Origin of the sequence: Enterobacter quasimori (genome assembly GCF_018597345.1) — a bacterium.
GTDB classification, from domain to species: domain Bacteria; phylum Pseudomonadota; class Gammaproteobacteria; order Enterobacterales; family Enterobacteriaceae; genus Enterobacter; species Enterobacter mori.
Genome location: NZ_JAHEVU010000003.1, coordinates 201,515 through 225,939 on the forward strand (window position 1 = coordinate 201,515; position 24,425 = coordinate 225,939).

Below are 24,425 nucleotides of genomic sequence, written 5' to 3' on the forward strand. Positions count from 1 at the left end.
GGACAGGGATGATGGAAAAGGATCAGGTTCGTTTTTCACAGCGTGCGCTTAGCGCGTTACTGAGCGTATTGCTGGCGACCCAGCCGCTGCTGCCTGCGGTGGCCGCCACGATCTCCCCGTCCGGAAATACGCAAATGGATAAGGCGGCCAACGGTGTTCCGGTCGTGAATATTGCCACGCCGAATCAGTCCGGTATTTCCCATAATAAATACCACGATTACAACGTCGGCAAAGAAGGGCTGATCCTGAATAACGCTACAGGACAGCTGAACCAGACCCAGCTTGGCGGGATTATCCAAAACAACCCCAACCTGAAAGCCGGGCAGGAAGCCAAAGGGATCATCAACGAAGTCACCGGCGCGAACCGCTCACATTTACAGGGCTACACCGAAGTGGCGGGCAAGGCGGCCAACGTTATTGTGGCGAACCCCTACGGTATCACCTGTAACGGCTGCGGATTTATTAATACGCCGAATGCAACGCTCACCACGGGGAAACCGGTGCTCGACGCCAGCGGGAAGCTGCAATCGCTTGATGTGACTAAAGGTACGGTCACCATTGAGGGGGCCGGTCTGGATGGCAGCCAGAGTGATGCCGTATCGATTATTTCCCGTGCGACCGAGATCAATGCCCAGCTGCATGCGAAAGAGGTAAGCGTGGTCGCCGGGGCGAACCGCGTCGCAGCAGACGGCAGCGTCAGCGCGTTGAAAGGGGAAGGGGACGCGCCGAAGGTGGCGGTAGACACGGGCGCGCTGGGCGGAATGTACGCCAACCGTATTCGTCTGGTGTCCAGCGAAACAGGGCTGGGGGTAAACCTGGGGGATCTTAACACGCGTCAGGGCGATATTACGCTCAGCAGCGCGGGGAAAGTGGTGCTGAAAAACACGCTTGCCAGCGGCAGTACCACGGTCAGCGCGGCGGACGTGACGTTAATCGGCGACCATAAAGCCGGGGGTAACCTCACCGTCTCCGGGCAGAGCGCGCTGACGCTCGATCAGGCCCATATCGCCGCCGAGAAAAATCTTCAGCTAGCGACCAACGGTACACTCACCCAAAACGGCGGCGCGTTCACTGCGGGAACCGACACCGCGCTCACGGCAAACGCCCTCGCCCAGAGTGCGGATGCCCAGGCCGGTGCCGGTCGTAACCTTGCCGTGGACGTGGCAGAAAACGCGGCGCTCAAGGGGAAAAACATCGCCGGGGTGGATGCCACGGTTAATGCGAAAACGCTGGAAACCGGGACGCAGCTGACCGCATCACGCAATATTTCGCTGGTGGCGTCGCAGCGCGCCGCGCTCAACGGCTCTGTCGTCGCGGGTCAGCAGCTGTGGGTTAAAGGCGGTGAGCTAACGCAGCGCGGAAGCGTAAGCGCCTCAGATATCACGCTCAGCGGTCAGACGCTGACTCAGGAGAGCAGCAGCAGAACCAGTGCCAGCGCGACTATCGCTCTCTCCACGTCCGGGAACACCCTGCTGAAAGGCAGTACCATTGCCGGAAAATCTCTTGCCCTTAACACGGGGAACCTGATCAACAGCGGGACGCTGTCCGCAGGGACGGATGCCTCGTTGAAGACCGGGGCCTTCAGCAATACCGGCACCGTTCAGGGCAACAGCCTGAGCGTTTCAGGGACCGATATCACCAGTTCAGGCAGCCTGAAAAGCGCCTCCACGCTGGATATCAGCGCACGCAACGCCACCCTGTCTGGCGACACCGGCGCGAAAGGCAAAACGACCGTTATCGCGAGCGGTAAGCTGGATAACAGCGGCGCGCTCGTCAGCGATGATACGCTGACGCTGAAGGCTGCACAGGTGACAAACAGCGGCACGCTTTCAGGCGGCAGGGGGCTTACTGGCTCAGCTGACGCATTCATCACCACCGAAAAGTCAGTGACCCACAGCGATGGCGATCTGACGCTGAACAATACGGCTACCACCCTTGCAGGCGAAACCAGCGCGGGCGGCTCCGTGAGCGTTCGGGGTCAAAGCCTGACGACCACGGCAACGGCACAGACGCAGGGTAACAGCGTCAACGTGGACGTACAGAAAGCGCAGCTTGATGGGACGCAGGCCGCGAAAGATGGCCTTATCCTGACGGCTACTGACGCTCTCAGTCACGGGGGAAAATCTTCAGCGTCAGCCCTGAAGATTGAAACCACGAATCTCAATAACAGGGGGACGCTGACGGCGTCTTCGCTCGCCATCAGCAGCCCTGCAGTCATTAACAGCGGTCTGATCCACGCGGGGCAGACGCTGTCGCTGGTTACCCGTCTGCTGGATAACCGCAGCAGCGGCGTGCTGTACAGCCCGGCGGCACTCACTCTTTCAGTTTCTGACGTGAAAAACAGCGGCATTATCACCAGCGATGCCGGGCTGTCCCTTTCCGGTTCGCGCCTGTCCAACAGCGGTGAGCTGAGTGGCGCGTCACTCCTTGTTGATTACGACACGCTGAATAACAGCGCGGGAGGCCTGCTGCTGGCGCAGGGGGCAAACCGCATCACGGCACAATCGGTATCCAGCGCAGGCAGTATCGTGGGGAACACGCTCACGCTGAATGCCGATCGTCTCGATAGTCGCGGTCTCTTGCAGGGGGATACCGCGTTATCCGTGACTGCCGGAGTGCTGGATTTAGCGGCAGGCTCGCGCACGCTTACGGGCGGGAGCCTCACCTTTTCAGGCACCTCGCTGGCCACCGCAGGCCAGCTGCAGGGGGAGAATGTCAGTCTCCGCGGCCGCGACTGGAATAACAGCGGAAGCTCGCTGGCGACCGGCTCCTTTGACGCCTCCGCTACCGGGACATTCAGCAATACCGGTGAACTGATGAGCCAGGGCGACATCACGCTGAATGCGGGCAATACCGTTAACCACGGCAATCTGTTATCGGCTGGCACGCTCTCGCTTACGGGGAATACGCTGCGCAACAGCGGAGCGGTTCAGGGCAACCGCGTTAACGCGCATCAGGACAGTATCACGAACAGCGGTACGCTCACCGGGATCGCCGCGCTGACGCTGGCTGCTCGTCTGGAGATGGCTGCACCGCTCCTCTCGCTGGTGAATGAAGCATCGGGAGCGCTGCTGACGGCGGGCGAGTTGACGGTGACGGCCGGTGACCTCGGTAACGCCGGGCAATGGCAGGGTAAACGGGTACTTATTCATGCGCAGGCGCTGACGAACGGCGGTGCGATCCAGGCAGCAGATGTACTGGATGCGCAGATCGTCAGCAATCTTATCAGTTCGACGGGCAGCAAAATCACCTCAAACGGAGAACTGGCGCTCTCAGCACTGACGCTTGCAAACAGCGGGCAGTGGATAGCCAAGGATCTGACGCTGAAGGCGAATACGCTGACAAACAGCGGTGAAATCACCGGGGTTGATGCGCTTTCCGTCGCGCTGAACCAGACGCTGAACAACCAGGCCGGCGGGAAATTTCTCACGGCTGGCGTCCTGTCGATGAATGCCGGTAACGCGACAAACGCCGGACAGATTCAGGGTAAAACGACCGCAATCACAGCCGGGCAGTTGATCAACAGCGGACGGCTTCAGGGTGAAGCGCTGACGCTGGACGTTTCCGGAGCGCTGAACAACACCGCCAGTGGTGTTCTGTTGAGCCAGAACGCGCTGACGGCGTCGTCCGCCACGCTGAATAATCAGGGGACGGTGCAGGGCGGCGGTGAATCCACGGTGAAAGCCACCGCCCATTTACAGAATGACGGCAAAATGCTCTCCGGTGGGAAGCTCAAGCTGGTCACGCCAGAGCTGGCAAACGGTAGCGGCGGGCTGGTTCAGGCCGTCACGCTGCTGCTGGATGTGGTGAACGCCGTGAATGGCGGAAATGTCCTGGCGACGGGCAGCGCTAAGCTGCGTGGCAGCTCGCTCGATAACCGCGGCACGCTTCAGGGTGCGGATTTGGGGGTGAAATACCGGAACATCATCAACAGCGGGACGGTGCTGGGGACTGCCTCGCTGGCGGTAGCGGGTGACGCTCTCACCGATACCGTCAGCGGTAAACTCTACAGCGGGGGCAGTCTGCTGCTCGATGTCGCCAACTTCAGCGGTCGTGGTCAGGTGGTTTCCCTGGGCGACGCGACGCTGAAGCTGGTTAATGCGCTCGTGAATACCGGTACGCTGGCCGCAGGTAAAACGCTGTCGGTCTCCTCGCAAAACGCCATCACCAACAGCGGCGTGATCCAGGGCAATGCCATCGCCCTCAGCGCGGGCGGAGCATTCACCAACAGCGGTACGCTCACTACAGGTAACGGCAGCAGCACGTTCAATGCGCAGAATATTCTGCTCAACGTTCCAGGTAGTCTCTCAGCTGGCGGTGACGTGGTCTTTAGCAGCCTGAGCGACATCACCGTTAATGGGTTTACCGGTACCGCGGGCAGACTGACGATGAATGCTGTAGGCACCTTGCTCAATACCGCATTGATTTATGCTGCGAATAATATGCAGCTATTCGCTGACCGTATCCATAACGTCTACGGCGATATTCTGGCAGGGAATAGCCTGTGGTTGCAGAAAAATACCGCGGGCGCAGCGAACAGTGAAGTAGTGAATAAATCTGGAAATATTGAGACGCAGAAGGGTGATATTGCGATACAAACCCGGCATTTTGAAAATAACAGAGATGAATTAACCTCAAAAGTCGTTGAAGAAACCTTTTACGATCAACTGCCCGATGCGAATGGAAGCACAATTACAATTTGGGGAAATGAAGATGGTCATCCAGATTACGAAATTTTTGTTGGTGGAGGTAACGCCGGACCGGCGCCAATGCTCGTTGTTAAACCCAATGAAACAACGAGTACAAAAAAATACCTGGTCGAAAGAAAAACCGAATCTGTAGATCTCTCCGGAACGGCGGGACGTATTTCTTCTGGCAGAGATTTGACCATCGGTGCTGACTATTTTCTCAATAATGCATCCCAGATTCTGGCTGGCAGGGATATTCTCTTAACCGGAAATCGGTTTGATAATTTAAGCTACCAGGACAAAGTGATTGAAACCTGGCGCACGTATATTTTTTCAAAAGCAGGTTTTTACTCTAACTGGATCCCCAAGCCAGAAGAAATCTACTTCATTTATGAACTTTCAGATAATGAAGTTACTGATCGAACTGGAGAGGTTATCCGCGCTGTTATTCAGGCGGGAGGTAATGTTCAGGCGAACTTCACAGAAGGTGTGAATAATGGCGATTTCTCACCATTAGCAGGAGAGATTGTCAATAACATCTCTACCCCAACGCTGACCCCGCTCAGCAACCAGTCCATCGCCAACGGCGAGCAGGCGCAATCTCTTGTCGAAACGGATACGCAAGATATCACCACGCCGCAATGGCGTGATGCGTTGAGCGACGCCCTTAAAGACATCTCCGGCGGTTCATCCCTTTCCGACCAGAACGGCAGCAGCGGTAACTACCCGCTGCCGTCTGGTGATAATGGTTACTTCGTGCCATCCACCGACCCCGATAGCCCGTATCTGATTACGGTGAACCCTAAGCTTGATGGCCTCGGGAAGGTGGATAACAGCCTGTTTGATGGACTCTATGGCATGCTCGGCATCAAGCCTGGCGATGCACCGCGTGAGACCAACAGTGCCTACACCGATCGGAACCAGTTCCTTGGCTCGGCGTATTTCCTCGACCGTTTGGGGTTGAACCCGGATCGCGATTACCGTTTCCTCGGCGACGCGGCGTTCGATACCCGTTACGTCAGCAACGCTATTCTGAACCAGACCGGCAGCCGGTATATCAACGGCATCGGTTCCGATCTCGATCAGATGCGCTATCTGATGGACAGCGCAGCCACACAGCAGCAGGCGCTGGGCCTGAAATTTGGCGTGGCGCTGACGGCAGCGCAGGTTGCCGCGCTTGACCACAGCCTGCTGTGGTGGGAAGCGGCGACCATTAACGGCCAGACGGTGATGGTCCCGAAAGTCTACCTTTCACCGAAGGATGTCACCGTGCACGGCGGCAGCGTGATCGACGGCAATAACGTGCAGCTGGCGGGCGGCAACGTCACCAACAGCGGCAGCACCATCACGGCGCAGAATGCCCTGTCCATCGACAGCAGCAACAGCATCAGCAACCTCAACGCCGGGCTCATCAGCGCGGGCGGCGGGCTGAACCTGAGCGCGCTGGGGGATATCAACAACATCGGCTCCGCCATCAGCGGTAAAACCGTCGGGCTTGAGAGCGTTTCCGGCAGTATCAACACTGTCACCCGTGCCCGGAAGTGGAATGTTGATGCGGGGAACGTGCATTTTGGCGGTACGGATGTGGGCACGACGGCGTCTATCATCGCGACAGACGGGCTGGCAATGCGCGCCGGACAGGATATCAACGTGACGGGCGCAACCGTGTCGGCGGGCGGCAGCCTGGGCATGGCGGCAGGGAACGACATCAACCTCACCGCCAACGAGATGGCGACAAGCGAGGGACGTGCCGGGCGCGAGACGGCGTCCGTCACGCATCAGGGCAGCACCCTGACCGCAGGCGGCGATCTCACCCTGCAGGCGGGTAACGACGTGAATGCCCGTGCGGCGGCGACGGCGGCAGAAGGGGATGTGGGCATTCAGGCCGGACGCGACGTGAACCTGCTGGCGGAAGCCAGCTCACAGAGTGCGAGCAGCCGGGAGAAAAAGAAAACCGTTATCGATGAGTCCGTGCGCCAGCAGGGCACGGCAATCGCCAGCGACGGTAACACGGTCATTCTTGCCGGGCGGGACGTGACCGCACAGGCGGCAGAGGTGACGGCGCAGGGTGATATCGGCGTGGCGGCAGGTCGCGACGTGACCCTGACCACGGCGACGGAGAGCGACTACCACTTTAAGGAAGAGACCAAAACCAAAAAAGGGTTCCTCAGCAAGAAGACCACCCACACCATCGAGGAAGACAGCGCGACGCGGGAGAAGGGCTCGCTGCTGAGCGGCGACAACGTGACGGTGTCGGCGGGGAACAACCTGCGGGTGTCAGGCTCGGCGGTGGCGGGTGACGGCGACGTGGCGCTGTCTGCGGGCAACAACGTGGACATCGTGGCGGCCACCAACACGGATACCTCGTGGCGCTTTAAGGAGACCAAAAAGTCCGGTCTGATGGGCACGGGCGGTATCGGCTTCACCATCGGCAGCAGCAAAACCACCCACGACCTGCGGGAGCAGGGCACGACGCAGAGTGAAAGCTTCAGCACGGTCGGTTCGACGGGCGGCAGCGTCAGCATCACGGCGGGCAAACAGGCGCATATCGGCGGGGCGGATATCATCGCGCAGAAGGATATTAATCTTACCGGCGACAGCGTGGTGATTGAGCCGGGGCACGACAAACGCACCCGCGATGAGAGGTTCGAGCAGAAGAGCAGCGGGCTGACGGTGGCGCTGTCGGGGGCGGCGGGGAGCGCGGTGAACAGCGCGGTCACCACGGCGCAGAGCGCGAAGCAGAGCAGCGACTCGCGCCTTGCCGCACTTCAGGGCACGCAGGCGGCGCTTTCCGGCGTGCAGGCGGGTCAGGCGGTGGGGCTGGACCAGGCGAAGGGCAGTTCTGACAAAGGGAATAACAATACCGTCGGCGTCAGCGCGTCGCTGGGGTCGCAGTCGTCCAAATCCTCCTCGCACAGTGAGAGCGAGACGACGACGGGCAGCACCCTGAGCGCGGGGAATAACGTCACAATAAAAGCCACCGGAAGCGACATCACCGTGGCGGGGAGCCAGATTAAGGCCGGGAAAGACGTGACGCTGGACGCGGCGCGTGACGTTAACCTGATTGCTTCGCAGGATACGCAGCAGACGACGGGTAAAAACAGCAGCAGCGGCGGCAGTCTTGGCGTCGGGGTGGGTGTCGGCTCCGGCGGTGCGGGCATCAGCATCTCGGCGAATGCGAACAGCAGCAAGGGGCATGAGAAGGGCAACGGCGTCTGGCAGAACGAGACCACGGTGGATGCGGGTAACCGCGTGACCATTAACACCGGGCGCGACGCGATAATTGCCGGGGCGCAGGTGAGCGGCGACGCCGTGGTGGCGGATATCGGTCGCGACCTGACGATAGCCAGCACGCAGGACAGCGACCACTACAACAGCAAGCAGAACAGCGTCAGCGGCGGTGTGGGTTACACCTTTGGTGCAGGCACGGCATCCGGCAGCATCAATGTCAGCCGCGACAAAATGACCAGCGACTACGACTCGGTGCAGGAGCAGAGCGGGCTGTTCGTCGGCAGCGGCGGGTTTGACGTCACTGTGGGTAACCACACGCAGCTGGACGGCGGGGTGATTTCCTCGACGGCGACGGCGGATAAAAACCACCTCGACACGGGGACGCTGGGCTTCAGCGATATCCACAACCAGGCGGACTTTAAGACGGAGCATCAGGGCGCGGGCATCAGTTCGGGCGGCAGCATCGGTGAGCAGTTTGCCGGGAACATGGCTAACGCTCTGCTGGCCGGAGGCGGTAACAGCGGCCACGCGGAAGGGACAACGCAGGCGGCGGTGAGCGAGGGGACGCTCATCATCCGCGATAAGGAGAACCAGAAGCAGGATGTGGCTGACCTGAGCCGCGATGCGGAGCATGCCAACGGCAGCATCAGCCCGATATTTGACAAGGAGAAGGAGCAGCAGCGCCTGCAGGAAGTGCAGCTGATTGGTGAGATTGGCTCGCAGGCGGTGGATATTGCGAATACGCAGGGCGAGATAAACGGGCTGAATGCAGGCAGAAAAGAGCTTGCAGATAAAGGGATAACCGAGCCGGGGGCGGATGCCAGCGACGCACTGAAAAAGGCCTATCAGGATGCGCTGCGCGGGACCGATGCGTACAAAACCACGACGGCGAAATATGGCACGGGCAGCGACCTGCAGAGGGGTATCCAGGCGGCGACGGCCGCGCTTCAGGGGCTGGCGGGAAGTGACCTTAAGGCAGCGCTGGCGGGGGTCTCGGCACCGGAGCTGGCAAACTATATCGGACATGGTTCCGGGCTGAGCGATGAGGCTGCGGTGGTGGCGCATGCCATCCTGGGCGGCGCGGTTGCGGCGCTGCAGGGGAACAATGCAGCAGCGGGTGCGGCCGGAGCGGCGACGGGGGAGCTTGCGGCGAACGCGATAATGGCCTCGCTGTATCCGGGCAAGACAGCGGGAGAGCTGGACGAGTCGCAGAAGCAGACGATCAGCACCCTGGCAACGATATCGGCCGGAATGGCGGGTGGACTGACGGGAGACAGCACGGGGTCAGCGGTAGCCGGGGGGCAGGCAGGGAAGAATGCGACTGAGAATAACTCGCTGGCTGGAGACCAGGCTCGTGAAGCGGCTAAGCAGGCTGCTGAATCCCTGAAAAATCAGGTCAGGGAGAAGCTGGGTGAAGGTACTGCCTCCTCCATCGCAAACGGCATTATCAATGCTCTTGCTGATACCGGCGATGCGGCTTTGGGTTCAGCGGACTATGCTGCTGATGCGGCAATGGCGCTGGCGTCGTGTGCTGCAGGTGACAGCTACTGCAGCAAGGCCATGAGCGACCTGGCCGGGAAGAATCAGGCACTGGCGGACAGTGTTAGCGCCCTGATGCAGAGTGAAACCTGGTCAGCGGTTGCGGATACGGTTAAACAGGCCGCTGGCGGAAATCAGGCTGCGCTTGAAGCAACGGGGGGACTGCTGGCAGGTATTATACTGCCGGGTAGGAAAATACCAAATGCTAATGCTGCATTTGATATATCCAAGTCTGTGGTAGATTCAAAGAAATTTAATTATCTTTTCGGAAAAGCAACGGGAAGCGATCATACATTGGATCGTACAAATCAGCTGGCATTGGAAATGAAAAGATTAGGAGTAGCCGATGATGCAAATGGACATGCTATACTTGCAGAACACTTCACAAAAGCGACAAAAGACCCAAGTAACATTGTAAAAACATTCGCGAATGAGTATGGCAATTTTGAGGTTAGAGAATCTTTCTTCATAGGGCCTTCAGGTAAAGCTACAATGTTTGAAAGTACGTTTAAGGTTGCAGATGACGGCTCTCACAATTTTATAACCACGATACCGAAAAATGGGGTGTCAAAGTAATGTTTATAGAGAACAAACCTGATGAATTAGAGTTATTGTCATTTTTTGAATGTGAACCCATCATCCTTGAAAAGGATAATGGGAGTTATTTATACGTTGTCACAGATCAAAAGGGATGTAGACTTGACTTTTCCTTTAGTGTTATAGAGGGCTGGATTCAGTATGCTGTGAGTCTTAATAATAGTAAGGTTGTTCAAAGTTATATTGAAGGAGTAAGTTATTTTAGTATAAAAAATGATAAGTCAGGTGAATATCTATATACGGAAGTAATTACTACTGAGCAGATTAAAAAAATTGAAGTACGCGTAAAGCCCTATATATTAATAAATAGTGGTGCTTTGGTTAGATAATAATTTCGACTATCTGGTCGGAACCAAAAGAAATTTTCCTCAGGGTTAATTAAAGATCCCGACCTCAGAGTCGGGATCTTTTTAACTGTCACGTACCCCGCTTAATCACCGGCACATCACCCAAATCATTCAGCGCTCCCGGAAACGTTTTCAACCACTGCGACACTTTCTTTTTATTAATATTCACCACACTCATACCTTCAAGGCATCCCCATAACTCACGCGTATGCTGCGGCGTAATGACAATACAATCCTTCATGACCCGGATTTTGACAGGCATCCCGTTGATAAAACCTGCATTTGCGAGCCATTTTCCACTAAGGGGAAGGTATCGACAGTCTACCCGTGAATAAAGCTCACAACAGGCAGAACTGTCTTCCTCCGTTTCCGCTCGGGGGTGAACGGGGGCAGCATCAGTTCGGTTCCCGTGCAAACGGCGAATATCATTTTTGCGTATCAGATCGCGGTTTTCGGTAATACTGTCAAAAGCGTCTGATTCTGTTTTGAAAACAGTAAACTCTGGCTTAAAATTCGTCTCAGCCATATTCAACTCCGTATAAGTTGCTTTGTGGTCAGCGGCATGAAGGTGCTGATACACCTTCATGTCGCGTTCTTTAATGATATGAAAGATTATATCCTGTTAACGCTTCCTTTACTGTGAAGTGATTTTCTATGTGTTGATTATACCGGACTGAATAAAAATACAGTATCTGATGAGAAATTAATTATTGAAATTGCGAGTTAGCTTCAGGAAATATTACTGCTTGCGGTCGTGTTGCATAATAAATAGCAACAATGGCTACTTTATACCGCCGCCTACCAGAATCGTTTCCACGGCGACGCGGCGTTCGATACCCGTTACGTCAGCAACGCCATTCTGAACCAGACCGGCAGCCGGTATATCAACGGTATCGGCTTCACCATTGGCAGCAGCAAAACTACCCACGACCTGCGGGAGCAGGGCACGACGCAGAGTGAAAGCTTCAGCACGGTCGGTTCGACGGGCGGCAGCGTCAGCATCACGGCGGGCAAACAGGCGCATATCGGCGGGGCGGATATCATCGCGCAGAAGGATATTAATCTTACCGGCGACAGCGTGGTGATTGAGCCGGGGCACGACAAACGCACCCGCGATGAGAGGTTCGAGCAGAAGAGCAGCGGTCTGACGGTGGCGCTGTCGGGGGCGGCGGGGAGCGCGGTGAACAGCGCGGTGCAGACGGCACGCGACGCGAAAGGCGAGAGTGATGACCGCCTCGCGGCGCTGAAAGCGACCAAAGCGGCATTGTCAGGCGTGCAGGCGGCTCAGGGTGCGGAAGTAGCACAGGTTAACGGTGACCCGAACAACGGCATTGGCGTGAGCGTTTCGCTCTCCTCGCAGAAATCGAAATCCGAACAGCACATGCAGAGCGACACGGTTGCGGGCAGTACGCTGAATGCGGGGAATAATCTGTCCATTACCGCGACCGGAAAAGGGAAGGGGGAGAACAGCGGCGACATCCTTATCGGCGGTAGCCAGCTGAAGGCGGGCGGCGACACCGCGCTTGCCGCTGCGAACGACATTGTGCTGGGCGGCGCGGCCAGCACGCAGCAGACGACAGGAAAGAACAGCAGCAGCGGGGGCGGCGCAGGCGTCAGCATTGGCGGTGGCAAGAGCGGTTACGGCATCGGCGTGTTTGCGAATGTGAATGCTTCGAAAGGCAGTGAAAAGGGAGACGGTACGGCGTGGACGGAAACGACGCTCGACAGCGGCGGGACGGTCTCCATGACCAGCGGTCGGGACGCCATTCTGAACGGCGCGCAGGTGAGTGGCGATAAAATCGTTGCGGATATCGGACGCGACCTGTGGATGAGCAGCCAGCAGGACAGCAACGATTATAAATCGACGCAGAACAGCGCGGCGGCAGGCGGCAGCTTCACCTTCGGCAGCATGACGGGTTCCGGCTACATCAGCGCCAGCCAGGACAAAATGAAGAGCACGTATGACTCGGTGCAGGAGCAGACGGGGCTCTTCGCGGGTGACGGCGGCTTTGATGTGACGGTGGGACGCCACACGCAGCTTGACGGTGCGGTAATTGCCTCGACGGCGACGGCGGATAAAAACAGTCTCGATACGGGAACGCTGGGCTTCCGGGATATCCACAACGAGGCGGATTATAAGGTCAGCCACAGCGGCATCAGCCTGAGCGGCGGCGGTGACTTTGGCGGCGATGCATTCAAGGGCAACCTGCCGGGCGGCGTGGTATCGGCAGCGGGCAGAAGCGGTCATGCGGAAGGCACGACGCAGGCGGCTGTGGGTGAGGGTAACATCACCGTCCGGGATACCGCGAACCAGCAGCAGGATGTGGTAAACCTGAGCCGGGACACGGAACACGCGAACGACAGCATCAGCCCGATATTTGACAAGGAGAAGGAGCAGCAGCGGCTTGCGCAGGTGAGCGCCATCAGCGATATCGGCGGGCAGGTGGCCGACATCGCCCGAACGCAGGGCGAGCTGAATGCGCTGGAAGAAGCGCGCAAGGCGCATCCTGACCTGACCGTTGAGCAACTGAAAGAGACGCAGACGTACCGTAACGAGCAGGCAAAATACGGCACGGGCAGTGACCTTCAGCGTGGTATTCCGGCGGCGACGGCGGCGCTACAGGGGCTGGCGGGGGAGATATCGCCGGCGCGCTGGCGGGAGCTTCGGCACCGGAACTGGCGCATCTGCTGAAATCAACCGAGGGTAATCCGGCCGTCAACACCATTGCGCACGCGATACTGGGCGGCGCGGTGGCGGCCTTGCAGGGGAACAGTGCAGCGGCGGGTGCGGCCGGAGCGGCCACGGGTGAGCTTGCGGCGCGTGCAATCATGGCGGCAATGTATCCGGGCAAAGCGGTCAGCGACCTGAGTGAGGAGCAGAAGCAGACGGTCAGCACGCTGGCGACGATATCGGCAGGGATGGCTGGCGGACTGGCGGGAGACAGCACGGCGTCGGCTGCAGCGGGGGCGCAGGGCGGGAAGAATGCGGTTGAGAATAACTATCTGAGCGTGTCTGAAAAGACAGAGCTTGAGTTAGCGAAGCTGAAACTCAACAGCAAAGATCCGGCAGAACGTGAAAAAGCACAGCAGACTATCAATGATCTACGTGAAAAAGATATCGCCAGCGACCAGAAAGTCATTGATGCCTGTGGTAATGGTAATGCTGGCAGTGCGGCCTGTGCCGGAGCAAGACTCGAAGTTATCGCAGCTAAAGGTGAATACGAAAAAACCGGTAACTATAACTCGAAAACTAGCCAGCAGTACGCCGATGCTTACGGTCAGATAGTGAACCTGCTGGATGTGACCAGCGTTGATGCACAGAATCAGCAGCAGGTGAAGGATGCGATGGTGAATTACGCCATGGTGCAGCTTGGGGTTGATAAGGCTACGGCAGAGCAATATGTATCTACTTATGATGGAATAAAAATCGTAGCGGCATCTGTTACACCTGTGCTGGGTTCGGCTGCTGCCGGAAAACTCAGTGGACTTATGGCTGAGAGTTCTATCACGCAGGCAAACCAGAAATATGTTGATATTCTTTCACCTGAAGCAAAACAGCATATTTTGTATGGGGATAGTCCTACGCAAGGTGGGCATCTATATCCAGGTAATCCGGGTAAAACAGTTTTCCCTAAAAGTTGGTCGGCAGATAAGGTTGTTCATGCTGTGGGTGATATAGCAACTTCACCCGATACCCAATGGTTTGCTCAGACAGAAACTGGTGGGGCGTATACAAATGCAGGAAATCCTGCAAGATGGGTTGCTTGGGAAGAACGAGATAATGTTAGAGTTCGTGTAGTATACGAACCAGCAAGTGGCAAAATAGTAACTGCGTTTCCGGATAGTAATCCTACTCCTCCAACGTTAAAGCCGATTAAGAAATAGAGTAAGCGTAATGGATATTAATGAAAAAATTAGATTATTGGGTGAAGGGCTGAAAGATCGGTTAGATCCTTCAATGGTTGACTTTGCTCTTGATTATATTGGATTCTCAGAGAATATATTAGCATTTGAAACTTTGTGCGATCATATCGGTGATCATGATGTTGTGATCAGTAAATGTGAATATGCTCAAATCATTGATATAGCTAATTATTTAAATCTTGAAATAAATAGTAGGTATACATATATAAATCCGGATAAATAATCTAATGAATTTATAAGTGATCCATATTTTTCACTTGGATCGCTTCATGAATGCTTACTAAGCGTGGAGCTTGAATAGCAACTCGTCGGTAAATCAGCCTGTGAGATCCACTCTCATTCAAATTAAGAATAATGAGCTGAGTGCCAAACAGATTGATAGTTTTGCTGCGAGGGGAAAAGTATGTGAAGCCCACGACTTTTTCCACAGGCAATAACGTGGACATCGTGGCGGCCACCAACACGGATATCTTGTGTTCGGTACGAAAGGGGTAGAGTGGTTGCCGATTGAGGAAAACATTTATTCTGACGAGTCGGAAGCATGGCAAGCGGCATATGGGCACTGGATGGATATTTGTACGCGTAGGGACAAAACAATGGGGAACTCAGGGGCGGATAGTCAGCATAGCGTTTTTAATTCGTGCGACACTTTTGCGACACTGGGATTTGATAATGAAAAAGCCACCTTATGAAAGGTGGCTTAATTTGCTGATTTTAAAGCTAAAATTTGGTGGCCCCTGCTGGGCTTGAACCAGCGACCAAGCGATTATGAGTCGCCTGCTCTAACCACTGAGCTAAGGGGCCGTGGCGGTGAATTATAAAGTAACTCCCCGCAGCAATCCAGCCATTCACTCCTGCCTGCTGTTTTTATAAACAATGCATAATCAATCCTTTATACTTCCATAACGACGTATCAGTGGGAGTAAAGATGATTAACGACATTCTGGCCCCTGGCCTGCGGGTGGTGTTTTGCGGTATCAACCCGGGGAAATCCTCGGCGCACACCGGTTTTCACTTCGCTCATCCGGGAAATCGCTTCTGGAAGGTGATCTATCAGGCAGGGTTTACCGACAGGCTACTCAAGCCAGAAGAGGAGCAACATCTGCTGGATACGCGCTGTGGGATCACCATGCTGGTCGAGCGTCCTACGGTGCAGGCAACCGAAGTCAATCTGCATGAACTACGCAGCGGCGGGCGGGAACTGGTCAAGAAGATAGAGGATTATCAGCCCGCTGCGCTGGCTATCCTCGGCAAGCAGGCTTACGAGCAGGCATTCAGCCAGCGCGGGGCGCAGTGGGGTAAACAGAGCATTAGCATCGGCGTTACGCAGGTGTGGGTGCTGCCAAACCCAAGCGGGTTGAACAGGGCAACGCTGGATAAGCTGGTTGAAGCCTATCGCGAACTGGATGAGGCGCTGATGGTGCGCGGGCTGTAGCTGCCGGAGCCAGAGGCTCCGGCGTCACTGTCAGAACTCGAAGCGTGCGCCCATGTTGTAGCGGCGTCCTTCCAGCAGGGAAGACTGGTTATAGGACGTTTTGTAGATCGGGTTCACGTCGAACAGGTTGTATACCCCCGCCATCAGCGTGATGCGCTTGTTGAGATGGTAGCGTGCGCCTAAATCGACCAGCGCATAGGCCTCTGTGGATGTCGATTTCCCGGTGTTCGGCGTGTTGCTGCGCCAGCTGGCTTTGGTCCACAGCTCAAGATCGTTAAGCGCGTTCCACGTCAGGGAGAGGTTGGCCATGCTGCTCGGGAATTCGTTCAGCGCTTCACCCTTGTACTGACCGCTCTTTTGCTCGCTGTGCGTATAGGTGTAGTTCGCGTTAGCCTTCAGCGCGGGCGTGACCTGCCAGTCACCGTTCAGCTCCAGACCATAAATTTCCGCGTCGCTGACGTTGAAGTACTGGGAGACCTCTTCCGCTTCATAGCCGTTGTACACACACTTCTGCGTAGCCGTTGCGGTACAGATGGTGTAATCGCTGATCTTGTCTTTAAACTTGGTGAAGAACACGGTGGCATCCAGCGCCAGCGCGTCCTCTTGCCAGTAGACGCCCAGTTCGGTGTTGACGCTCTGCTCGGGCTTCAGGTCGTTGTTACCGATGCCAATATAGGAATAAGGATACGAACCGTAAACGCTGGTGAATCCTTCGTTGTTCTGGCGCAGATCCGGTTTTTTATAGCCCGCAGAGACGCCACCTTTCAGCGCCCAGCTTTCATCAATCGTCCAGTTACCGTAAAGTTTTGGCGTCACGTGGTAGCCAAAGTAGCTGTCGTGATCGAGACGTGCTGAGGTGGTGAGGGTGAAGTCCGGCACCATCATCCAGGCGTCTTCGGCGAAGACCGCCCAGCCGTTACGCGTGATTTTGCTGACTGGCGTGACGCCCGGCACTTCCTTGTCTGCAATACCGAAGGTGTCGTCCAGCTCGTTGCGGGTGAAGTTAATCCCCAGCGTCAGCTTGTGATCGCCCAGCGTAAAGGTGTTCGCGCTATTGGCCTCGTAGTTGCGCTGTTTGATGAACTGCGAGCTCATCCCCGGAACGCGATATTCGGTTTTGGCGTTCTCGTAGCTGACGAAGTTTTTCGCTTCCAGCAAATCGTCGCCGTACCAGGCGTGCTGAGAAAGCGACGCGGCATCGCGGTCAAAATCCCATTCCCAGGCTTTATCGTTGTGTGATTTTTCCTGATGCCCTTTAACGACATTTAAATCCCACAGCTGGGTATCGGTCGGCGACATGTTGATGGTCGCGTCCAGATTCCCGGCCTTGTGCTTCACAAAGCGCTCATCGTTCTGGCTGTCGTCATCGCGACGGTCCAGATAATCCGCCGCCACGCTCACCCCGAGTTTGCCGGGAATAATCGGCCCCATCAGGAAAGCGTTGGTCTGGTTGGTGTTGCCGTACTCGCTCTTCTCCTGCAGGAAGTAGTTATCTTCCAGTACGCCGGTCCATGCATCCAGGTTGTAGCCTTTTTTGGTGATGACGTTCACCACGCCGCCAATGGAGTCAGAGCCATACAGGGAGGACATCGGCCCACGGATCACCTCGATGCGCTCGATAGCGGCAAGCGGAGGTAAAAAGGCCGCTTCGGTACCGATGTGGTGCCCGTAAGGGCGGGATTCACGGGTACCCTGTTTGATGCCGTTCACCATGTAAGAGGTATAGGTTGAGTCCATGCCGCGCATCTGAACATCACCCGTGGCCAGGCTTCCGTTACCGTTGCCCACTAATACGCCGGGCATCTCACGAAGCGCTTCGGTGACGTTCTGGTTCGACCGGGTGTTAAGCTCTTTTTCACCGACGACAGAGATGGTGGCCGGTGCTTCGCGGCGTTCCTGCGCGAAACCGGTGGCGGTGACGACAAGCTGATCTTCATCTGCCGGGGTAGCTTCCTCGGCGAAAGCCGCCCCAGGAAGGGTGGCGAGGGCGAGCGACATCGCCAGCGCCGTTCGTGTCTGGTTCATCACGTCGCACTCCTCAGAATGGGGTTAAATCGAGTTTGAGCACATAGTCAGCCTTGTTGGCCTTCTCATCCTGTTTCACGCTGACGAACAGCGTTTTGTTGTCAGGGGAAAGCACCATGCTGTTTGGCATCGCCGCCGTTGTGACGGTGTGTTTCAGGCTGTAGGTGTTGGCATCGATAACGCTTATCTGACGGGCATTGCGATGGGTAACATACACTTCATCGCGCGCAGGGTTGTAGACCGCGGCAATAGCGTTCGGGGTTGGAACGCGATGAACAATTTTGCCGGAGTCGAGCTGGACAACCAGCACGTCACGAATGTTGGTATCCGCAATAAAACCAATACCTTTGGCGGTGTTCAACGCGATGTTCAGGAAGTAGTGTTTAGGCTCAGCGGGGTCAACCTTCACGCGGGAGAGAACCTGCGAGGTTTTGCCATCCAGGGTAATTAGCTCGCCTTTGCCGGTCACAGCGTAAACTTTATCGCCTGCTGCATCGACCGCAAAACCGACCGGATCCATCTGTTTGTGGGTCAGCAGCAACGTCTGTTTTTGCGTGTCGACGACCCACAGCACGCCTTTGCCTTTACTGCCGATGCCGGAGACGTACAGGCGGTGGTGTTTCTTATCCAGTACCACCTCGCGGACGTGTGCTTTATTCTCAGCATCCGCAAGCTGGATGATTTTCACTTCTTTGTCGGTGCGGGTATCCAGCAGCGTCACGGAGCCATCAAGCGCGTTGCCTAACCACAGGATATGATTGGCATCGTCCAGTGAAACCGCAAACGGGCGGCGCTGGGTAGTAATGCGCTCATTAACGTTTAGTGAATCGGCCGCAAGCTGGAACACTTCACCGGCGGGTTTGTCTTTGTCGAAAGAGGGAGCCGAGGCCGCGTAGACAACCTTTTGTCCAGCGTCATAAGCCAGTTCGTAAACGCCGTGACCCAGCGGCTGAGAGGTGAACCGATCTTCCGTGAAGTCCTTTGCCAAAACAGAACCCGCGTGAAGTGCCAGGGAAATCGCGAGCGCACAGAGGGAATGATTTTTTAATGTTTTGAAATTCATGTAATTTTTCTTTACAGTAGTTTACGAAAAGAAAAATGATAATGAAAATAAATATCATTTACAATTGCATATGCAGGCGGTCACCCCTACTAATTTTTGTACTCCCGGTAGAAAATCCCCAAAAAAAAACTCCCCGCAGGGAGTTTTTGCTGTCAGGACAGATTAGTCGTCCAGGAAGCTACGCAGCACTTCAGAGCGGCTTGGATGACGCAGCTTACGCAGCGCCTTCGCTTCGATCTGACGGATACGTTCGCGGGTAACGTCGAACTGTTTACCCACTTCTTCCAGCGTGTGGTCGGTATTCATATCGATACCGAAACGCATACGCAGGACTTTTGCTTCACGGGCGGTCAGGCCAGCCAGAACGTCGTGCGTGGCAGCACGCAGGCTCTCGGTGGTGGCAGAGTCCAGCGGTAGCTCGAGGGTGGTGTCCTCGATGAAATCACCCAGATGCGAATCTTCATCATCACCGATTGGTGTTTCCATGGAGATTGGCTCTTTGGCGATCTTCAGCACTTTACGGATCTTGTCTTCCGGCATCAGCATGCGTTCAGCCAGCTCTTCCGGCGTCGGCTCGCGGCCCATCTCTTGCAGCATCTGGCGGGAGATACGGTTGAGCTTGTTGATGGTCTCAATCATATGCACCGGAATACGGATGGTGCGCGCCTGGTCTGCGATAGAGCGGGTGATCGCCTGACGGATCCACCATGTCGCATAGGTAGAGAACTTGTAGCCACGACGGTATTCAAACTTGTCTACCGCTTTCATCAGACCGATGTTGCCTTCCTGAATCAGATCCAGGAACTGCAGACCACGGTTGGTGTATTTCTTCGCGATAGAGATAACCAGACGCAAGTTCGCTTCAACCATCTCTTTCTTCGCACGGCGGGCTTTCGCTTCGCCGATGGACATACGACGGTTAATGTCTTTTACCTGCTCAATGGTCAGGCCGGTTTCTTCTTCGATCTGCTGAAGTTTCATCAGACCGCGCTGCACATCGTCTTTCACATCATGCAGTTTTTCTGACCACGGTTTGTTCATCGCGATAGCCGCGTTGAACCAGGTCTCGCTGGTTTCGTTGCCGGTGAAGAGGGTGATGAAGTTCTTCTTCGGCATTTTGCACTGTTCAACGCACAGCTTCATGATGATACGTTCCTGGGTACGCACGCGATCCATCATGACGCGCATGCTGTTCACCAGGTAATCGAACTGTTTTGGCACCAGGCGGAACTGTTTGAACACTTCAGACAGCTTCAGGATCTCTTCCTGAGCGGCAGCATGGCTGCGGCCTTTCGCTTTGATGGTGTCACGCGTCACTTCGTACTGGGTACGCAGCTCGGCAAACTTCTCACGCGCCAGCTCAGGGTCGATGCTGTTGTCGTCGTCGCTGTCGTCTTCTTCTTCCTCATCTTCGTCTTCGTCGTCATCCATCTCTTCCTGAGACAGTTCAGAACCGACGTGAGTGGCGGTAGGCGCCATATCTTCTTCAGCGTTCGGATCGACAAAGCCGGTGATCAGATCGGACAGGCGAGCTTCTTCAGCTTCAACGCGATCGTACTGTTCCAGCAGATAGGTAATGGCTTCCGGGTATTCAGCAACAGAACACTGAACCTGGTTGATCCCGTCTTCGATGCGTTTAGCGATGTCAATTTCGCCTTCGCGGGTCAACAGTTCAACGGTACCCATTTCGCGCATGTACATGCGGACCGGGTCAGTGGTACGCCCGATTTCAGATTCCACGCTGGACAGTACCTGTGCAGCAGCTTCTTCCGCATCTTCGTCAGTGTTGTTGGAGGTTTCAGCCAGCAACAGATCATCGGCATCCGGTGCTTCTTCCATCACCTGAATACCCATGTCATTGATCATTTGGATGATGTCTTCGATTTGATCTGAATCGACGATATCTTCCGGCAGATGGTCATTGACCTCGGCATAGGTCAGATAGCCTTGCTCCTTACCGCGTTGGACAAGAAGTTTCAGCTGTGACTGCGGGTTTTGCTCCATAAGACGGTATCCACACTTATTTCGTTTGATTGGTGTCGGCGATGGGGCTGCCAACCTTTAAAGCGAGGGCGTACTTATATTTTTGCCGCTGCCTCTCAGTGCGGCTGCCGGGGGCTTCCCGATCGATATTCGGCACTTAAGCCGTTAAATACTTTTGTCTTTGACTTATTTCTTCGCCAGTTCCTGGTTAATCATCCAGAGCTCCCGGCGTTCTTCGCTGCTTAAGCCGTGCGTGCGCTCGCGAGCTATTAACTCTTCCTGGCGCAGCTCAAGCATCGAATCAAACATATGGTTGAGCGAGTCGGTGAACGTTTTTTCTGCAATGTCTTTATCTGCTATATCGTCCCACATCGACAATTTTTCAAGGGTAGCGGCCTCTTTTGTGCCGCGATAATGTTCTAAAAGTTGTCCGGTGGTCAGACCTGGCTGAGACAAACATGTGTTGACCAGTTCTGAAAATAAGCCAAGTCCGGGCAATTTTTCGTGGTTCAAACCCGCCAGCGACGGCACTTGCGGAGCAAGCTCGGGGTTTTGCACCAATAACCCTATCAGTATACGCATGGTTGTGCGTTTTAGCTGAGGCGCGGCGCGAACCGCACCGTTTTCAGCCTGTTTAGGCATTAAACGTTCAAGCTGGCTATCGTCCAGAATGCCGAGCTTGTTGCCTAACTCCTGACGCAAATAGATGCGCAGCGTTTCGCCGGGCACCTGGCTGATTAACGGCAGCGCCAGCGTACTGAGCTGCGCGCGCCCGTCAGGGGTACTCAAATCGACCTGCGGCATCAGGCTGTTAAACAAAAACGTGGAGAGTGGCTGAGCCTGCTCCATCCGCGCTTCAAACGCCGCTTTGCCCTCTTTACGCACCAGCGTATCCGGGTCTTCACCGTCGGGCAGAAACATAAAGCGCAGCTGACGCCCATCGGTCATATAGGGTAGCGCGGTTTCCAGCGCGCGCCAGGCGGCATCGCGTCCGGCGCGGTCTCCGTCGTAACAACAAATCACGTTGTTGGTCACGCGGAACAGCAGCTGGATGTGATCCGCTGTTGTGGACGTTCCTAACGACGCAACCGCGTAGTTGATGTCGTACTGCGCCAGCGCCACGACGTCCATATAGCCTTCGACGACCAGAAGACGCGGAGGTTCCGCATTATCCTGCTGCGCCTCATAAAGACCGTACAGCTGGCGGCCCTTATGGAAAATATCGGTTTCCGGGGAGTTGAGGTACTTCGGCAGGGCATCACCCAGTACGCGACCACCAAAACCAATTACCCGGCCTCGCTTGTCGCGGATCGGGAACATCACCCGTTCACGGAAGCGGTCGTAGCTTCGTCCCTGGTCGTTGGTGACCAGCATGCCTGCATCGATGAGAGACTTACGATCTTCGCTATTGCCGCCAAAACGCTTTAACACGTTGTCCCAGCCGGGCGGGGCGTAGCCAATAGCGAAACGCGCAATGACATCGTCGCTCAGTCCGCGCTTGTTCAGATACTGACGCGCAGGCTCAGCAGCAGAGTGCTTAAGAGACTGTTGGTAAAACGAATTCAGGCCATCCATCAGTTGATACAGCGTCTGCCGTTGATGGCGCTCGATCTGACTTGGCCCACTGCCTGCTTCATACGGCACTTCAAGGTTATGCATCGCCGCCAGCTCTTCGACGGTTTCAACGAACTCGAGCTTGTCGTAGTTCATCAAAAAATCGACGGCATTACCGTGTGCGCCACAGCCGAAGCAATGGTAGAACTGCTTTTCACCGTTTACGGTGAAGGAGGGGGTTTTTTCGTTATGGAACGGACAGCACGCATGGTAGTTCTTGCCCTGCTTTTTCAGCTTTACCCGCGCGTCGATGAGATCGACGATGTCGGTTCTGGCAAGCAGGTCATTGATGAAAACGCGTGGGATTCTTCCGGCCATATGCCCCAAAATTTTAAGCGACTTATAAACGAAAACAAGCCGCGCATTCCTTCCGGAAGCACGGCCTTACGACTATTACTCTGTCTGTCAATTGAGGGCTGATGCCCTCAACCAATTAGTACAGACGAGTACGGCGTGCGTTTTCGCGAGCCAGTTTCTTCGCGTGACGTTTCACAGCGGAAGCTTTAGCGCGCTTACGTTCGGTCGTTGGTTTTTCATAAAACTCACGACGACGAACTTCAGCCAGAACACCTGCTTTCTCGCATGAACGTTTGAAGCGACGCAGTGCTACGTCGAACGGCTCGTTTTCACGTACTTTAATTACCGGCATGTAACTCTCACCTTTAATAAATTCGGTTTGCCGCTGGCATCAACGCCAGCTTATTTCAAAATGGTGCGGAATTTTACTGCAAATGCTGCTGCTTTGTAAAGCACCGATGCGATTTTGAAAGGGACTTTAATAAGGGTGAGGAGTATACACGAGCCTTCTTCCTGGGGCGAACAAAGTTTTACATCAACCCGCCCAGGCTCTACACTGCGCGGTATTGAAACGAGGTAAAACAAGTCATGCGTGTACTGGGTATTGAAACATCCTGCGATGAAACCGGCATCGCCATTTACGACGACGAAAAAGGGCTTCTCGCCAACCAGCTGTATAGTCAGGTGAAATTACACGCTGACTACGGCGGCGTCGTACCTGAACTGGCCTCTCGTGACCACGTGCGTAAAACGGTTCCCCTGATTCAGGCGGCGCTGAAAGAAGCGGGATTAACGGCAAAAGAGATTGATGCAGTGGCGTATACAGCAGGCCCAGGCCTGGTTGGCGCGCTGCTGGTTGGCGCAACGGTTGGCCGTTCGCTGGCGTTCGCGTGGGATGTGCCGGCGATCCCGGTTCACCATATGGAAGGGCACCTTCTGGCGCCGATGCTGGAAGAGAATCCGCCTGAATTCCCGTTTGTGGCGCTGCTGGTCTCCGGCGGCCATACGCAGTTGATTAGCGTCACGGGCATTGGCAAGTACGAGCTGCTGGGCGAGTCGATCGACGACGCCGCCGGTGAAGCGTTCGACAAAACCGCCAAGCTGCTGGGACTCGATTACCCTGGCGGCCCGATGCTGTCAAAAATGGCGTCGCAGGGAACGGAAGGGCGCTTTGTCTTCCCGCGCCCGATGACCGACCGTCCGGGGCTGGACTTCAGCTTCTCCGGGCTGAAAACCTTCGCGGCCAATACTATCCGCAATAATGATAACGACGAGCAGACCCGCGCCGATATCGCCCGTGCGTTCGAAGATGCGGTGGTGGATACGCTGATGATCAAGTGCAAGCGCGCGCTGGATCAGACCGGCTTTAAGCGCCTGGTAATGGCGGGCGGCGTGAGCGCTAACCGCACGCTGCGCGCGAAGCTCGCCGAGATGATGCAAAAGCGTCGCGGGGAAGTGTTCTATGCGCGTCCGGAATTCTGTACCGATAACGGGGCGATGATCGCCTACGCGGGTATGGTGCGCCTGAACGCTGGCGCAACGTCTGACCTGAGCGTGTCCGTGCGTCCGCGCTGGCCGCTGGCGGAACTGCCTGAGGCGTGAGTTTTTTTGCCGGGCGGCACTTCGTTTGCCCGGCCTACGGTTTTGTAGGCCCGGTAAGCGCAGCGCCACCGGGCAACAAA

General features: G+C 55.7%; 11 protein-coding genes, 1 tRNA gene and 2 pseudogenes. 7 read left to right on the plus strand and 7 right to left on the minus strand.

Features of this window, described 5'->3' with window-relative positions; all coding sequences use genetic code 11:
• The first annotated feature begins 8 nt into the window (after positions 1-8).
• Both KK102_RS13085 and KK102_RS13090 read left to right on the plus strand, forming a co-directional pair.
• Complete coding sequence (locus tag KK102_RS13085) at positions 9-10,034, plus strand: hemagglutinin repeat-containing protein (protein WP_244992543.1); 10,026 nt, start codon at positions 9-11, stop codon at positions 10,032-10,034.
• Entirely contained in the window at positions 10,034-10,384 is a 351-nt protein-coding gene (locus KK102_RS13090) for a hypothetical protein (RefSeq protein WP_126545252.1), read from the plus strand. The genes KK102_RS13085 and KK102_RS13090 overlap by 1 nt, the downstream gene beginning before the upstream one ends.
• Positions 10,385-10,472: 88 nt before the next feature.
• Here the strand turns inward: KK102_RS13090 and KK102_RS13095 are convergent, their stop codons facing one another.
• Complete coding sequence (locus KK102_RS13095) at positions 10,473-10,928, minus strand: SymE family type I addiction module toxin (RefSeq protein WP_126545251.1); 456 nt, start codon at positions 10,926-10,928, stop codon at positions 10,473-10,475.
• 339 nt (positions 10,929-11,267) lie between these two features.
• Here KK102_RS13095 and KK102_RS22225 point away from each other — a divergent pair.
• From KK102_RS22225 to KK102_RS13120, 3 genes and pseudogenes are all read left to right on the plus strand, one after another.
• Positions 11,268-13,891, plus strand: a pseudogene (locus KK102_RS22225) (hemagglutinin repeat-containing protein); the annotation flags it as partial.
• Between the two features lie 129 nt (positions 13,892-14,020).
• A pseudogene (locus tag KK102_RS22450) lies at positions 14,021-14,287 on the plus strand (EndoU domain-containing protein); the annotation flags it as partial.
• Between the two features lie 10 nt (positions 14,288-14,297).
• Positions 14,298-14,549, plus strand: a complete 252-nt coding sequence (locus KK102_RS13120; protein WP_126545250.1) for a MafI family immunity protein — start codon at positions 14,298-14,300, stop codon at positions 14,547-14,549.
• Between the two features lie 505 nt (positions 14,550-15,054).
• Here the strand turns inward: KK102_RS13120 and KK102_RS13125 are convergent.
• Positions 15,055-15,130: transfer RNA gene (locus tag KK102_RS13125), tRNA-Ile, on the minus strand.
• Positions 15,131-15,254: 124 nt separating this feature from the next.
• Here KK102_RS13125 and mug point away from each other — a divergent pair.
• Positions 15,255-15,761, plus strand: a complete 507-nt coding sequence (mug, locus tag KK102_RS13130; protein WP_100166453.1) for a G/U mismatch-specific DNA glycosylase — start codon at positions 15,255-15,257, stop codon at positions 15,759-15,761.
• A 30-nt stretch (positions 15,762-15,791) separates the two neighbouring features.
• Here the strand turns inward: mug and KK102_RS13135 are convergent, their stop codons facing one another.
• From KK102_RS13135 to rpsU, 5 genes are all read right to left on the minus strand, one after another.
• A complete protein-coding gene (locus KK102_RS13135) occupies positions 15,792-17,789 on the minus strand; it encodes a TonB-dependent receptor domain-containing protein (protein WP_216357759.1) in 1,998 nt (665 codons plus the stop codon).
• A gap of 10 nt (positions 17,790-17,799) precedes the next feature.
• A complete protein-coding gene (gene yncE / locus KK102_RS13140) occupies positions 17,800-18,849 on the minus strand; it encodes a 7-bladed beta-propeller protein YncE (RefSeq protein WP_216357760.1) in 1,050 nt (349 codons plus the stop codon).
• 162 nt (positions 18,850-19,011) lie between these two features.
• Entirely contained in the window at positions 19,012-20,883 is a 1,872-nt protein-coding gene (gene rpoD / locus KK102_RS13145) for an RNA polymerase sigma factor RpoD (RefSeq protein WP_260591527.1), read from the minus strand.
• 135 nt (positions 20,884-21,018) lie between these two features.
• Positions 21,019-22,764 (minus strand): DNA primase, encoded by a 1,746-nt coding sequence (gene dnaG, locus KK102_RS13150; RefSeq protein WP_089599648.1) that lies wholly within the window; start codon positions 22,762-22,764, stop codon positions 21,019-21,021.
• A gap of 115 nt (positions 22,765-22,879) precedes the next feature.
• On the minus strand, positions 22,880-23,095 hold the full coding sequence (gene rpsU, locus KK102_RS13155) for a 30S ribosomal protein S21 (protein WP_001144069.1): 216 nt from the start codon (positions 23,093-23,095) through the stop codon (positions 22,880-22,882).
• Positions 23,096-23,331: 236 nt separating this feature from the next.
• Between rpsU and tsaD the strand changes: the two genes are divergently transcribed.
• Entirely contained in the window at positions 23,332-24,345 is a 1,014-nt protein-coding gene (gene tsaD / locus KK102_RS13160) for a tRNA (adenosine(37)-N6)-threonylcarbamoyltransferase complex transferase subunit TsaD (RefSeq protein WP_010435734.1), read from the plus strand.
• Positions 24,346-24,425 lie beyond the last annotated feature (80 nt).